Consider the following 14,162-nt stretch of genomic DNA (forward strand, 5'->3'; position numbering starts at 1 on the left):
GACAGCATGGCCCGGACCGCCGTAATTCGGAGATCCCTGACCCGGACCGCCGTAAGTCGGAACTCCCTGGTCCGAACCGCCGTACGTCGGAGCTCCCTGACCCGGACCGCCATAGGCTGGAACACCCTGACCCGGACCGCCGTAAGACGGAGCCGCCTGATTCGGACCGCCGGGGCCCGGAGTGTCCTGATCAGGGCCGCCGTAAGCCGAAGCCCCCTGACCCGGACCGCCATAGCCCGGAACGCCCTGACCCGGACCGCCGTAATTCGGAGTGCCCTGGCCCAGACCGCCGGGGCCTGAAGCGCCGTAATTCGGAGTCACCTGGTCCGGACCGCCGGGGCCCGGAGCACCGTAATTCGCAGCCCTCTGGCCCAGACCGTCGAGGCCCGGAGCACCGTAATTCGCAGCCGCCTGGTCCGGACCGCCATAGCCCGGAACGCCCTGACCGGAACCGCCTCGGCCTGGAGTGGTCTGACCGAAACCGCCCTGAGCAGAAGGCCCCTGGCCGTAACCACCCTGGCCGTAGCCGCCCTGGACCGCCTCGCCCTGCTGCGGGTCGGCCGAAGTCATGCCGGTCTGGCCGAACGGGGCACGGATGTCCGGAGCCGCACCGGCCGGACCGGAGCCGGCTGAGAAGCCGCTGCCGGGGATCGCACCACCCGGCCCGCCGCTGTCTGCGGGGCCGCTACCGGGAAATCCGCCTGCCGGGAGCGGTCCACCTGGGAACGTGCCGCCGGGACCGCCGCTGCCCGAAGAGGGGAAGCCCTGCCCGGCGCCCATCCCGCCGTCCCGGTCACCGCCCGGATAGGCGCCGGGAACAGCGGCGACTCCGGCAGCACTGCCCGGAACCGAGGCGGTGCCCGAAGTCGGACCGGAGAACGAAGCGCCACCGGAGAAGTTCCCGGAGAACGGGGCGCCACCCGGCGAGGCGCCCGGGAACGGCCCGCTTCCGCCGGGTGTGGCTGCGCCATGCGGTTGGTCGCCGGGGAAGACACGCGGCGGGAAAGCCGACGGGCTACCGGAGGCCTGGACAGGAGAATCGGTACCAGGGCTGGTGAGCCCGGCACGAGCTGCCAGACCGGTCCGTGGCGAAGCCGAGCCGGAGAACGACGCGCCGCCCTGGGCGGAGCCGCCACCGCCCTGGGCCGATCCGCCACCGCCCTGCCCAGGACCGGAACCGCCGTTACCCCAGCCGCCCTGGTCCGAGCCGGAACCGCCGTAGCCCGAGCCGGACCCGCCGTAACCTGGGCCGCCCTCACCCGGACCGGAACCGCCGTAACCCGGCCCACCCTGCTCTGCATCGGGACCGCCCTGAGCGGCACCCGAAACCGCTTCGGAGGGGGCCGAGTCGGACTGTCCCGTCGTACCGGAGGAAGGAGCCCGGAAGCCCGGCGCACCGAGACCGAAGGGGCCTGCGGGGATTCCCGGGGCCGTGTCGCCGGCCAGACCGGAAGCCGCGCGGCTCACGCCGGGCGCGGACAGGTCGGCCTCGGACGCCGGGAAGGCTGCGGATTCGTTCTCGGCGATCAGCCACGGTGGGCGGGAGCCCTCGGGTGGCCCGGAGCCGCCCGTCTGCCAGGAGCCGGTCTCCTCGGTGGCCCAACTAGGCGTGGACGGTTCGGTGAACGGGGAACGCGGCTCGGCCTCCGGCCAGGGCCGGAGTCCCTCTGCGGTGCCGGCCGGCGTTCCGGGGGTACCGCCCGTGCCGGGCGGCGGCCATCCGCCGGCTGCGCGGGATATCCCGTCGAGGAGGTCGGTCGGCGGTGGAGGCATCGGCCCCGGCGGCGGGGGCATCGGGACCGTTCCCCGCGCGGATCCGCCGGACCCGGACCCGGCAGCATCCCCACCGAAGGTATTCCCGAAGGCGAAGTCACCCGGCGCAGACGAGACAGACCCGGGACCGGCCCCTTCGGAGATGGCGCCTCCGTAGCCCGGTGCAGAGCCGCCCGGATCGTCCCCGAACGAAGGCCTCCCGAATGCGGGCTGATCAGGGGCCGCCCGGTGACCGGCGGGGCCTGCCGGGGAACTGCCCGAAGAAGCCGTGGAACCGCCAGGAAAGCCGACACCGGCAGAGCCACCGGACGCGCCGGGCGTGTAGGGCGGGCCGAACGGCGTTCCGCCGGGGGCACCGGGCGCCGCGTCACCGAAGGGCGGTGCGGATTCGCGGGGGCCGGTGGGCGTACCGGAGGAGGGGTGGGAAGCCGGACCGGCGGGTGTCTCGCCATATGACGACTCCTGGACCACCCAGGGCGGCGGTGGGGTGGGTGTGCCGGGCGGCATGAGGCCGGTCGTGGATTCGGTCCAGGCGGGGCGGGTCGCGGCGACCAGGCCGGAGGCTTCGGCGAGGCCGGCGGCCTCGAGGACCTCGGCGGCGGCCTGGGCGGTACGGCAGGGCAGCGGCTCGCCGCAGGCGGGGCATTCGGTGATCCCGTCGTGGGGGCCTAGTCCGCCGCCGTGTGCCTCGACCATCTTGGTCGCGGTACGGGCCAGCACACTCTCCGGTTTGACGTAAGTCGATGCCATCGCCCTGTCGCCCCCATCCCGGCCTGTCCACCTGCCGGGACGACACGATGGCCCCGCCGGTTGTCTCGGCTCCCTTCCAGTTCACCCCTTCGGGGGTCCCCGGAGGGTGGATTTCCCCAGATCAGTGCGGATCCGGGGGCGGGTAGGCGGAAATCGGGACGGGTTGCCGGAACAGGCGGTATGAGTGAGAGGAAATTCACTCACGGTATTGAGCCGTGTTCGCTCCGTAGCATGAAGGTACTTCCAGGAGGTGACCCCCCATGGACGACACCGAGCTGCATCGCGAGCGGATCCTCCGGCACGTCAGTCCGATCATCACCGGCCGTTTCGTCGGTTTCCAGACGTCCTACACCCGTGAGGTGCGCATCGGCCGGCCGGTCGCCCTCACCGTCTTCGTGCTGGCCGGCATCGCCCAGATGATCGGCGCACTGCTGCGCATGAGCCCGGCCCGGCGCACGCTGAAGGAACTGCGCAAGGGCCCGGAGTTCCTGGTCACGCCGGTCCGGCTGCGCGACGATCTGGGGCAGACCTACGAGATCGAGATGCACGGGCAGCTGCCGCAGTCGGCGCTGCACCGCGGCGATCTGGTTCAGGTGCGCACCGAGCCGCAGTCCGACCCGACCCTTCCGGTGCGGTTGTTGCAGCTGGTGAACCTGACGACCATGCAGCCGCTGACCCCGCGCATCCCGACCCAGTGGTCGCACCTGGGACCGGCACTGCTGCTGCAGGCCGCCGTGGGTGTGACGATCTTCGGCGCCGTGATGGCCGTCTGGCTGGGATGATTTTGCGCCCAGCGGGGTACGAACTGCGCCCATGAAAGATCGTTTGGACATCTGGCGAGAATGGACGGTCCGCACGGGGCGCTCCGCCATCGACAGCCGTCATCATGACGATGGGGGACGGCGGCTACGGCGCCGCGCGCTCCCCTGGCGTCTCTGACGGCTCGAAAGGTGGTGCGCGGTGGGCGAGAAAGTCGACCAGACCAATTTCACCCGCGAGGACCGGACCCGGTATCGGCAGAAGATCCGCCGTAGCCTCGACGTGTTCGCGACGATGTTGCGCGAGGCACGCTTCGAGTTCGAACGCCCGCTGACCGGTATGGAGATCGAGCTCAACCTGATCGACGACAACGCCGACCCGGCGATGCGCAACGCCGAGGTGCTGGGGGCGATCGCCGATCCGGACTTCCAGACCGAGCTGGGACAGTTCAACATCGAGATCAACCTGCCACCGCGGCGGCTGGCCGGCGACGACTTCGCCGAGCTGGAGCGCGGCCTGCGGTCCAGCCTGAACCAGGCGGAGCGGCGGGCCAGGGCGGCCGGCGCGCACATGATCACGATCGGCATCCTGCCGACGCTGCGGCGCGAGCACCTCACCGGCGAGGCGCTCACCGTGAACCCGCGCTACCAGTTGCTCAACGAGCAGATCTTCGCGGCGCGCGGCGAGGACCTCGACATCCGCATCGACGGGGTGGACCGGCTGGCCGTCACCACCGACACCATCGCGCCCGAGGCGGCGTGCACGAGCACCCAGTTCCATCTCCAGGTGAGCCCGGCACAGTTCGCCCCGTACTGGAACGCGTCACAGATCGTCGCCGGCATCCAGGTGGCGCTGGGCGCGAACTCGCCGCTGCTGTTCGGCCGGGAACTCTGGCGGGAGACCCGGATCCCGCTGTTCGAGCAGGCCACCGACACCCGCTCGGAGGAGATAAGGGCGCAGGGGGTACGCCCCCGCGTCTGGTTCGGGGAACGCTGGATCACCAGTGTGTTCGACCTGTTCGAGGAGAACGTCCGGTATTTCCCGGCACTCCTGCCGATCTGTGACATCCACGACCCGGCCGAGATACTGGAACGCGGGGAGATCCCGGAGCTGAGCGAACTGCGACTGCACAACGGCACGGTGTACCGGTGGAACCGGCCCATCTACGCCGTCGTCAACGGGCGGCCGCACCTGCGGGTGGAGAACCGGGTGCTGCCGGCCGGGCCGACGGTCGCCGACACGATCGCGAACGCCGCGTTCTACTACGGGCTGACGCGCACGCTCGCCGAGGCGGAACGGCCGCTCTGGACACAGATGAGCTTCCGGGCGGCCGAGGAGAACTTCCACAACTGCGCCCGGCACGGCATCGACGCGACCGTCTTCTGGCCGGGTCACGGCACCCTGCCGGTCACCGAGCTGGTGCTGCGGTGGCTGCTGCCTCAGGCGTCCGCCGGTCTCGACCTGTGGGGCGTCGCCCCGGCCCAGCGGGACCGGCTGCTCGGCATCATCGAGCAACGCTGCCTACGGCACCGCAACGGCGCGGCCTGGCAGATCGAGACGTTGCACGCCCTGGAGGCGGAGGGGTACGACCGGGACCGCGCCCTGCACGAGATGGTCCGCCGCTACCTGCCGCTGATGCACGACAACATCCCCGTACACGAGTGGCCGGCCGGCGCGAAGGCCTGACCGCGGACTCGGTCCGCCCGGGACGCGGCGATCGCCACGGTCACCCCGTCCCGGGCGGTCTTCGGCATGAGCAGCGCCGCCTCCGGGCCGGCGGCCAGCAGTGCCGCGGCCTCGGCGACGCCCGGGGTGCCGGTCGCGGCGGCCACCCGTGGGCTCGGATGCGGGACCGGGCAGGCGGCCAGCTGCGCCGCGGTGAACCCGGCGGGCCGCCACCCGAACTCGGTGGCCAGCTCCCGGACCCGGGGCTCGGCCAGCCGCCGGTCCAGGGTGGCGAGCACCGTGATGTCAGCGGGCCGGACCCCGGCCGCGGCCAGTACGGCGAGAACCGGCGCCCGCACCGGGACACCGCTGCGGGCGCCGAGACCCAGCACGATCACCGGGCCGCCGCGGCCACCAGGTTGCGGGCCAGGGCCGGTACGCCCGCCCAGTGCAGATGCAGGTACGACGCGTGCACCGAGCCGGTCGCGAAGCCCTCCGGGTCGGCGCCGCGCCACGCCCAGGCCGCGCCGCCCGCCGGGGACAGCAGCAGACCCGACCGGGGGTGCACCGTCGTACGGTGGAACTCGTGCCCGGTGACCCGGGTGCCGGCCGGGGCCAGCGGACTGTCCGACAGCGCCACCGCGTCCCGGTAGCCGAGGGTCAGCGACGGTGTCATCACCGCCTCGGCGTCGATCACCCCGCACATCGGCAGCCCGTCGAGGGTGCGGCACAGCCAGAGCAGCCCGGCGCACTCGGCGGCGATGGTGCCGCCGGCCGCGGCGAATCGCGCCACATCGGCCCGCAGTTCCGCATTGCCGGAGAGAGCACCGGCGTGCACCTCGGGGAAACCGCCGCCGACCACGAGCGCGCGTGTGCCCGGCGGCAGGGATCGGTCGTGCAGCGGGTCGAACGGGACGACCGTCGCCCCGGCCCCGGTCAACAGTTCGGTCGTCTCGGCGTACGAGAAGGAGAAGGCGGGACCACCGGCGACCGCGACCACCGGGCGGCCCGGCACCGGGTCCTGCGTTCTCGGCGACCATGCCGTCGTCGTGGAGTACGGCGCCGACCGTGCCACCGCGGCGACCGCGTCGAGATCGACCGACGCCGCGATCAGCGTGGCGAGCGCGTCCACCGAGGCCAGCGCCTCGGCCCGGCGTTCGGCCGCCGGAACCAGCCCGAGGTGCCGGGACGGCGCGGCGACCGCGTCGGCCCGCCGCAACGCGCCGAGCACCGGTGTGCCGACCTCCTCGCAGGCGTCCCGCAGGATCTGCTCGTGCCGGTCCGAGCCGACCCGGTTGAGGATCACGCCCGCCATCCGCACGTTGCCGAAGCTGCGGAAGCCGTGCACCAGCGCCGCGATTGAGCGGCCCTGCGCGGCCGCGTCCACCACCATGATCACCGGGGCGTCCAGGAGTGCGGCGACCTGCGCCGTCGATCCGGCCTCACCGGCTCCGGTCCGCCCGTCGTAGAGACCCATCACGCCTTCGACGATCGCCAGGTCGGCACCCGCCGAGCCGTGCGCGAACAGCGGCCCGACCAGATGCTCCCCCACCATCACCGGGTCCAGGTTGCGGCCCGGCCGGCCGGCGGCGAGCGCGTGATAGCCCGGGTCGATGTAGTCCGGCCCGACCTTGAACGGCGCCACCCGCAGCCCGCGCCGCGCGAACGCCGCCAGCAGCCCGGTCGCCACCGTCGTCTTCCCGTGCCCGCTGGCCGGCGCCGCGATGACGACCCGGTTCACCACTCGATCCCCTGCTGCCCCTTGCGGCCCGCGTCCATCGGATGCTTCACCTTGGTCATCTCGGTCACCAGGTCGGCCGCGGCGATCAGATCCGGGTGCGCGTCCCGTCCGGTGATCACCACATGCTGCGTACCCGGCCGGTTGGCGAGCGTCTCGACCACGTCCGCGACGTCCACCCAGCCCCACTTCATCGGATAGGTGAACTCGTCCAGCACGTAGAACCGGAACGTCTCGGCCGCCAGATCCCGCTTGATCTGCGCCCAGCCCTCGGCGGCCTCCACGGCGTGGTCCCGCTCGGTTCCGGCCCGCTGGATCCAGGACCAGCCCTCGCCCATCTTGTGCCAGGTGACCGGGGTCTTCTGCAGGTCACCGAGCGCCTTGAGGGCGGCTTCCTCCCCCACCTTCCACTTCTCCGACTTGACGAACTGGAACACCCCGATCGGCCACCCGGCACTCCACGCCCGCAGCGCCATCCCGAACGCGGCCGTCGACTTGCCCTTACCCGGCCCGGTGTGCACGGCGAACACCGCCTGCCGCCGCCGCTGCCGTGTCGTCAGCCCGTCAGCGGGCACGCTTGTCACTTTCCCTTGCGGCACGAAAACCTCCCTTTCCGGTACGGCCCACTGCTCCCGCCGAAGCCGACCCGGTCCCGTCCCATCCGGCATACGGTCCCGGCGCGGCTCCCGCCTCTCACCGCCCTCGGCGCCCGCCGTCACCCACCACGTCGCCCACACCCGGCTCCCAGCGGCCGTCGCGCAGCGGCTCGCGGTCGGTGGGCGGCCCACCGGCGGCGGTCGGGGCGTTCCCCACGGCCCGGGCTCGGCCGGGGGACGTCACGCAGCGCGCCGGTAGGCGCGATCGGTGGTGGGGGCCGGGGCGGATCCGGGGGCCGGGGACGAACCGGGGCGGACGGTGGCGGCCTCCAGCTGGTCCAGGGGCATGACGTCGGCGTTCAGGGCGGCGGCCAGCCTACGGGCCAGGCCCAGGCGGATCGGGCCCGACTCGCAGTCGACGACGACGCTCGCGACACCGGACAGGGCCGGTGCCAGCAGCAGCGGGTCGGGGCCGCTGGTGGCCCGGCCGTCGGTGACGATGATCAGGAGGGGGCGGCGACGGGGGTCGCGGCGGCGTTCGGTGGCGATCGTGGCGGCGGCCGCCCGCAGTCCGGCGGCCAGCGGAGTGCGACCGCCGGTGCGCAGGGCGGCGAGCCGCTGCACGCCGACCTCGTGGCTGGAGGTGGGCGGCAGCACCACGTCGGCGCCGGCACCCCGGAAGGTGATCATCCCGATCCGGTCGCGCCGCTGGTAGGCGTCCCGCAGCAGCGACAGCACCGCCGTCTTGACCAGGGTCATCCGCTTGCGGGCGGCCATCGAGCCGGAGGCGTCCACCACGAAGAGCACGAGATTCGCCTCACGCCCCACATGAACCGACTCCCGCAGGTCCCGCGGCAGCACCCGGATCCCCCGCTCCGGCACCGCATTCCCCGGCACGTCACCGGCCCGCCACCCACCGGGCACCACGGCGGCGCGGTCCAGGGCGGCGCGGTCCAGGGCGGCGCGGTCCAGGGCGGCACGGTCCAGGGCGGCACGGTCCAGGGCGGCACGGTCCAGGGCGGCACGGTCCAGGGCGGCGCGGAGGGTGGCGAAGAGGTGCGGGGCGCCGGTGAGTTTGCCCTGCGGAGGGCGGCTTCCGACCACGCGGCCGCGGCGGGCGAAGGCCGGGGAACGGCGGCCCGCGTGGCCACCCTCGCCGCGGGCGGAGATGCGCAGCGTGCGGGGGCGGTAGGCGGGCCCGGCGACGGCGATCGCACCGGACTGGGCGGCGTCGCCGGAGGGCTGGGCGCCGGCCTCGCGCGGGTCGGACGGTGCGCCGTCGTCGGGCAGCGCGTCGGTGGACCCGCCACCGGGGCCGGGCGGTGACGGGGAGCCGCCGGGCGGGGGCGTGCTCTGGTCCGTACCGCTGAAGGGGTTGTCACCGCCGGAGGGGCCGCCGCCGTCTCTCGGGCCGTCACCACCGGCGGGTCCGTCCGGGCCCGGATCCGGGTCGTCGTCATCCTCACCGGAGGAATCGGGTGGGTCTCCGGCGGCCCGGTCCTCTTCGGCCTGGCGTTCGGCTTCGGCGAGGGCCTCGTCGAGTTTCTGCTCGTCGGTGCCGGGCGGGTCGAGCGGGTCGGTGCGGCGGCGGTGCGGCAGGGCGAGGCGGGCGGCGTCGGCGACGTCACCGGCGGTGACCCGGTCGCGGCCGTGCCAGGCGGCGAGGGCGACGGCGCAGCGGGCCACGACGATGTCGGCGCGCATGCCGTCGACGCCGTAGGCGAGGCAGACCCGGGCGATGCGGTCGAGTTCGGCGTCGGGCAGCTGGACCGACGGGAGCACGGCACGGGCCGCGGCGATCCGGGCGGCGTAGTCACGTTCGTGCTCGGCGAAACGGGCGGCGAACGCGTCCGGGCCGGCCTCGTAGGCGAGCCGCCGGCGGACGACCTCGGCCCGCAGCCGCGCGTCGCGGGGTGCGGCGACCGTGACGACCAGGCCGAACCGGTCGACGAGCTGGGGGCGGGGTTCGCCCTCCTCCGGGTTCATGGTGCCGACGAGCAGGAAGCGGGCGGCGTGCTTGACCGAGACGCCGTCGCGTTCGACGTGGGCGCGGCCCATCGCGGCGGCGTCGAGCAGAAGGTCGACGAGGTGGTCGGGGAGCAGGTTGACCTCGTCGACGTAGAGGACCCCGCGGTGGGCGGCGGCGAGCAGGCCCGGCTCGTACGCCTTGACGCCGTCACTGAGGGCCCGCTGGAGGTCGAGGGTGCCGACGACCCGGTCCTCGGTGGCGCCGACCGGCAACTCGACGAGGCTCGCGGGTCGCGCCACCGACGGCCCGCCCAGTGTGTGCGGGCCGTCGGGGCAGCCGGGGTCGGGTGCCGCCGGGTCACAGGCGAACCGGCAGCCGTGCACGACCTCCACCTGCGGCAACAGGCCGGCCAGGGCGCGGACCACGGTGCTCTTGGCGGTGCCTTTCTCGCCCCGGACAAGGACCCCGCCGACAGCCGGTGACACCGAGGTCAGCAGCAGGGCGAGGCGCAGGTCGTCGAGGCCGACGACGGCCGAGAACGGGTACGGAGTCGTCAAGAGGATCCCTTCCGGCGGGTGTCCACGCCCGCGCGTCGGTTGTCACGAGCGGCCGGAGTTCCTGGCTCCCGGATCGCGTCCGGTCACAGTGGCGGGACCGTCCCGGATTCGCACCGGGTTCCTCCGCTACCGCTCGCGGTCACTCTTTCCTACCGGCCGGTGACCCGTCAACGCGGGGTCCGTCACGCTCGTCCGCGCCCTCGCCGGCGACGGCCGGCCGGTCACGGCCCGCCGTCCGGTGCCGGACAGGCGGGCGCGGGGCACCGGCGGCGACGTCCGGTCAGGCACGGACCCGCCGTCCCGGTGCCGGACAGGCGGGCGCGGGGCACCGCCGGCGGCGTCCGGTCAGGCACCGACCGCCTTCTCGGTGCCGGGCAGCGGCTCGGGGGCGAGCCGGTCGAGTTCGCTGACCACGTCCAGGACGGCCAGGGCGGACTTCTCCACCAGGGGGCGCAGCCGCCGGTAGAAGTCGGCGTCGCGCGGGTCGGGCCGGGTCGGCTCGCCGGTCGGGACGAGGGCGGCGGCCCGGTCCAGGTCGGGCAGCTCACCGAGGGCGTGCCGGGCGAGCAGGCAGGCGCCGAGCGCGGTGCCCTCGGGTACGTCGGCGACGGTCACCGGAAGGTCGAGAGCGGACGCGAGAACGGTGATCCACAGTTTCGAGGCGGCGGCCCCGCCGGTGGCCCGGATCTCGGTGAGCGGGTGTCCTTCGGCGTCGAACGAGTCCCGGACCAGGGCCAGTTGCTGGCAGACGCCCTCGACGGCGGCGCGGACCAGGTGCGGCCGGCCGTGTTCGCGGCGCAGCCCGAGGTAGCCGCCGCGCAGGCCGGACCGCCACCAGGGGGCGCGCTCGCCGAGCAGGTACGGCAGGCAGAGCAGGCCCTCACTGCCCGCGGTGATCCCGGCCGCCTCCTCCAGCAGCTGGGCGTCCCGGTCGTCGGCGTCCTCACCGCCGGCAGCGTCCGGGAAGAACGTCTGGCCGGCCCAGCGGACCACCGAGCCGGCGTTGTTGACCGCGCCGCCGATCACCCAGCGGTCCTCGGTGAGGGCGTAGCAGAACAAGCGGCCGGCCTCGTCGCTGGTGGGGCTTGCGACGACGGTACGCAGCGCGCCGCTGGTGCCGAGCGAGACCGCCCCGACGCCGGCCGGGGTGGCGCCGACCCCGAGGTTGGCGAGCGGTCCGTCGGCGGCGCCGATGATCAGCGGGGTGTCGGCCGGCAGTCCGGCGGCGCTGGCTACGTCGGCGTGCAGCCGCAGCGCGTGTGTGGTGGGCACCACCTCGGCGAGCTGTTCCGGGCGTACCCCGGCGAGTCCCAGGGCCTCGTCGTCCCAGCGGCGGGAGTGGATGTCGTAGAGGCCGGTCCCGGAGGCGATCGACAGGTCGACCAGGAACGGCCCGCCGGTCAGCGCCGCGACGAGCAGCTCCTTGACGCCACCCCAGCGGGCGGTGGCGCGCAGTGCGGCGGGGTCGTCCTCGGCCCACCAGGCCAGCTTGGTGAGCGGGGACATCGGGTGCACGGGCGTGCCGGTCCGCGATTGCAGCCGCTTGGCGTGGCCGTCGGCGACGATCCGCTCGCACTGGGCGGCGGACCGGTTGTCGGCCCAGGTCACCACCGGGCCGAGCGGTCTGCCGTCGGCGTCCATCGGGACCAGTGCGTGCAGGAACGAGCTGAGACCGATCCCGATCACCCGGTCACCCCGGTCGCGGCAGGCGGTGGCGACGTCGGTGAGCACCCGGACGGCAGCGTCGGTGAGTTGCCGCGGGTCGAGTTCGGCGCGGCCGGGACCGGGCACCGACAGCGGGTAGTGGACGCTGGTGAGGGCGCGGATCTCACCGTCGGGCCCGGCCGCTATCCCTTTGGTCGAGGTGGTCCCGGTGTCGATGCCGATCACGACGTCCATGTGTGTCCTTCCGCTGTCCCGCCTGCTGCTGCGAGCCTTTCATTCCCGGCGGGACGCAAACGCGAACCCCCCGCCGGAGACGCCGGCGAGCCCGCAAACGCGAACACCCCCGCCGACGCCGGCGAGCCCGCAAGACGCGAACACCCCGCCGGGGACAACGGCGGGGTGTTCGCGGACGTGCGGTGGATCAGCGCTGCTCGACCGGGACGAAGTCGCGCACCGGCGAGCCGGTGTAGATCTGCCGCGGGCGGCCGATCTTGTTGGCCGGGTCGGCGATCATCTCGCGGTACTGGGCGATCCAGCCGGGGAGCCGGCCGATCGCGAACAGGACCGTGAACATGTCGGTGGGGAATCCCATGGCCTTGTAGATCAGGCCGGTGTAGAAATCGACGTTCGGGTACAGCTTGCGCGAGATGAAGTACTCGTCGGAGAGCGCGATCTCCTCGAGCTTGAAGGCGATCTCCAGGAGCGGGTCGGGCTTGTCGAGAGTCGACAGCATCTCCTGGGCGGCCTTCTTCACGATGGCGGCACGCGGGTCGTAATTCTTGTAGACCCGGTGGCCGAAGCCCATCAGCTTGACGCCTTTTTCCTTGTTCTTCACGCGAGTGACGAACGAGTTGACGTCTCCGCCGTCCTTGCGGATCTGCTCGAGCATCTCGAGGACCGCCGCGTTGGCGCCGCCGTGCAGCGGGCCGGAGAGCGCGCCGATGCCGGCCGAGATGGAGGCGAACAGGTTGGCCTGCGAGGAGCCGACCAGGCGCACCGACGAGGTCGAGCAGTTCTGCTCGTGGTCGGCGTGCAGGATGAAGAGCATGTCCAGGATCTTGGCGACCTTGGGGTCGACGTTGTACTGGACGGTCGGCAGCCCGAAGGTCAGGCGCAGGAAGTTCTCAACGTAGTCCAGCGAGTTGTCCGGGTACGGCAGCGGGTGGCCGATGGACTTCTTGTAGGTGTACGCCGCGATCGTCGGAAGTTTCGCCATCAGGCGGATTGCGGAGATATCGACCTGCTCGGAGTCGAGCGGGTCGAGCGCGTCCTGGTAGAACGTGGACAGCGCGGTGACCGCCGACGACAGCACCGACATCGGGTGCGCGTTACGCGGGAAGCTGGAGAAGAACGTGCGCATCTCCTCCTGGAGCAGCGTGTGGACCCGGATCTTGTCCGCGAAGTCCTGCAGCTGTGCCGCGGTGGGCAGCTCCCCGTTCATCAACAGGTACGAGACCTCGAGGAACGTGCTCTTCTCGGCAAGCTGCTCGATCGGGTAGCCCCGGTAGCGCAGAATGCCCTGGTCACCGTCGATGTAAGTGATCGCCGAGGTGGTCGACGCGGTGTTCACGAAACCCTGGTCCAGGGTTACGTAACCGGTCTCCTTCAGCAGAGCACTGACGTCGATGCCGCCCGGCCCGTCGACGGCCTTGCGGACCGCCATCGACAACTGACCACCAGGGTGGTCGAGCTTGACATCCGTCATGTATTTCCCTCACTTCACCGGCAGATGTCCCAAGGATTTTGCCGTTCACCGTAAACCCTCAACCTGAATGGGTCATCAGGTGGCCACCTGTTGAGGCATTGGTCACCAGTACGTATGGGTCGTTGCGCCATAGACAATGGTCGGTATATTGCGACTTCGTTACGGGAGGGCCCATGCAGATCCCGAGTCAGGGACCCGTCGTCGTGGGGGTCGGTGACCCGGTGACCGACGCGGCCGCGGTCCGTCTCGCCGCGCGGGAGGCGCGCTCCCGCGGGCGGGTGTTGCAGGTCGTGCACGCTTTCACCGGGCCCGGCGACGCGGGCTGGGGCCCGGCCCGGCGGATCGCCGCCCAGCTGGTCGACGAGGCGGTCTCCACGGCTCAGCGTTCCACACCGGGGGTCGACGCGCGGCCGCATCTGGTGGATGGATCCCCCGGGCGGCTTCTTCTGCGCCTGAGCCGGGGTGCCGTCCTGGTGGTGCTGGGCGGCCCACTGGTCGAGGTGGTGGCGCGGGCCTGGTGCCCGGTGGCGGTGACCCGCGCCCAGCGGACGCCGTCCGGGCCGGTGGTGGCCGCCGTGGACGCCTCGCCTTACGCGGTGCTGGCGCTGCGGTTCGCGGTCGAGACGGCCGGCCGGCGGGGCGGTACGGCGCACGCGGTGCACGTGACCGAGCCGGGGCGGGAGGCCGACGGGGAGCGGGTGCTCGACGAGGTGACGGCGCGGGCGGGCGCGACGGCCGTACGCCGCCGGCTCCTGATCGGGTCTCCGGGGGCGACGCTGGTGGGGGTGTCGCGCCGGGCCGGTCTGCTGGTGCTCGGGCCGCGCGGTGGGCACACCTCCGCACGGCTCGGCACGGTGGCCGACGAGGTGCTGCGCCGGGCGGCCGGTCCGGCGGTGTTCGTGCACGGTGTGCGCCACCCGGCAGGTTTCGTGAAGCCCGGTGACGAGGTGCCCGTATTGCTACCGTTGACGCCTACATAGGTCTT

At 72.9% G+C, this 14,162-nt stretch carries 9 protein-coding genes and 1 riboswitch; of the genes, 3 read left to right on the forward strand and 6 right to left on the reverse strand.

The window, feature by feature from the left end; all coding sequences use genetic code 11:
- Positions 1-2,783 precede the first annotated feature (2,783 nt).
- Positions 2,784-3,305: a hypothetical protein gene (locus tag BC793_RS02155; protein ID WP_109588809.1), complete on the forward strand. Its 522-nt coding sequence runs from the start codon at positions 2,784-2,786 to the stop codon at positions 3,303-3,305.
- Between the two features lie 178 nt (positions 3,306-3,483).
- Positions 3,484-4,968 carry a glutamate-cysteine ligase family protein gene (locus tag BC793_RS02160; protein ID WP_109588810.1) on the forward strand — a complete coding sequence of 495 codons (1,485 nt, stop codon included), beginning with the start codon at positions 3,484-3,486 and terminating at the stop codon, positions 4,966-4,968.
- Here the strand turns inward: BC793_RS02160 and BC793_RS02165 are convergent.
- The 6 genes from BC793_RS02165 to BC793_RS02190 all read right to left on the reverse strand — a co-directional run bounded on the left by BC793_RS02165 (position 4,905) and on the right by BC793_RS02190 (position 13,177).
- Positions 4,905-5,345, reverse strand: a complete 441-nt coding sequence (locus BC793_RS02165) for a cobalamin biosynthesis protein (RefSeq protein WP_158319181.1) — start codon at positions 5,343-5,345, stop codon at positions 4,905-4,907. The two genes, BC793_RS02160 and BC793_RS02165, sit on opposite strands and share 64 nt — an antisense overlap.
- On the reverse strand, positions 5,342-6,691 hold the full coding sequence (locus BC793_RS02170; protein WP_109588812.1) for a cobyrinic acid a,c-diamide synthase CobB: 1,350 nt from the start codon (positions 6,689-6,691) through the stop codon (positions 5,342-5,344). Before BC793_RS02170 ends, BC793_RS02165 begins: the two co-directional genes overlap by 4 nt.
- Positions 6,685-7,284: a cob(I)yrinic acid a,c-diamide adenosyltransferase gene (gene cobO, locus BC793_RS02175; protein WP_109588813.1), complete on the reverse strand. Its 600-nt coding sequence runs from the start codon at positions 7,282-7,284 to the stop codon at positions 6,685-6,687. The genes BC793_RS02170 and cobO overlap by 7 nt, the downstream gene beginning before the upstream one ends.
- A gap of 237 nt (positions 7,285-7,521) precedes the next feature.
- Positions 7,522-9,807, reverse strand: coding sequence for a VWA domain-containing protein (locus tag BC793_RS02180; protein WP_203896074.1), 2,286 nt, complete (start codon positions 9,805-9,807; stop codon positions 7,522-7,524).
- 33 nt (positions 9,808-9,840) lie between these two features.
- Positions 9,841-9,956: riboswitch (cobalamin riboswitch) on the reverse strand.
- Positions 9,957-10,152: 196 nt separating this feature from the next.
- On the reverse strand, positions 10,153-11,706 hold the full coding sequence (locus tag BC793_RS02185) for a gluconokinase (RefSeq protein ID WP_109588815.1): 1,554 nt from the start codon (positions 11,704-11,706) through the stop codon (positions 10,153-10,155).
- Positions 11,707-11,893: 187 nt separating this feature from the next.
- Complete coding sequence (locus BC793_RS02190; protein ID WP_109588816.1) at positions 11,894-13,177, reverse strand: citrate synthase; 1,284 nt, start codon at positions 13,175-13,177, stop codon at positions 11,894-11,896.
- 173 nt (positions 13,178-13,350) lie between these two features.
- On the opposite strand from BC793_RS02190, the gene BC793_RS02195 reads away from it, so the two are divergent.
- Complete coding sequence (locus BC793_RS02195; protein ID WP_109588817.1) at positions 13,351-14,157, forward strand: universal stress protein; 807 nt, start codon at positions 13,351-13,353, stop codon at positions 14,155-14,157.
- Positions 14,158-14,162 lie beyond the last annotated feature (5 nt).

The organism is Actinoplanes xinjiangensis, from assembly GCF_003148685.1.
Lineage (GTDB): Bacteria > Actinomycetota > Actinomycetes > Mycobacteriales > Micromonosporaceae > Actinoplanes > Actinoplanes xinjiangensis.

Coding starts and splice junctions, on each gene's coding strand:
- BC793_RS02195 (WP_109588817.1), top strand. CDS start 13,351: ATGCAGATCCCGAGTCAGGGACCCGTCGTCGTGGGGGTCGGTGACCCG.
- BC793_RS02190 (WP_109588816.1), bottom strand. CDS start 13,177: ATGACGGATGTCAAGCTCGACCACCCTGGTGGTCAGTTGTCGATGGCG.
- BC793_RS02185 (WP_109588815.1), bottom strand. CDS start 11,706: ATGGACGTCGTGATCGGCATCGACACCGGGACCACCTCGACCAAAGGG.
- BC793_RS02155 (WP_109588809.1), top strand. CDS start 2,784: ATGGACGACACCGAGCTGCATCGCGAGCGGATCCTCCGGCACGTCAGT.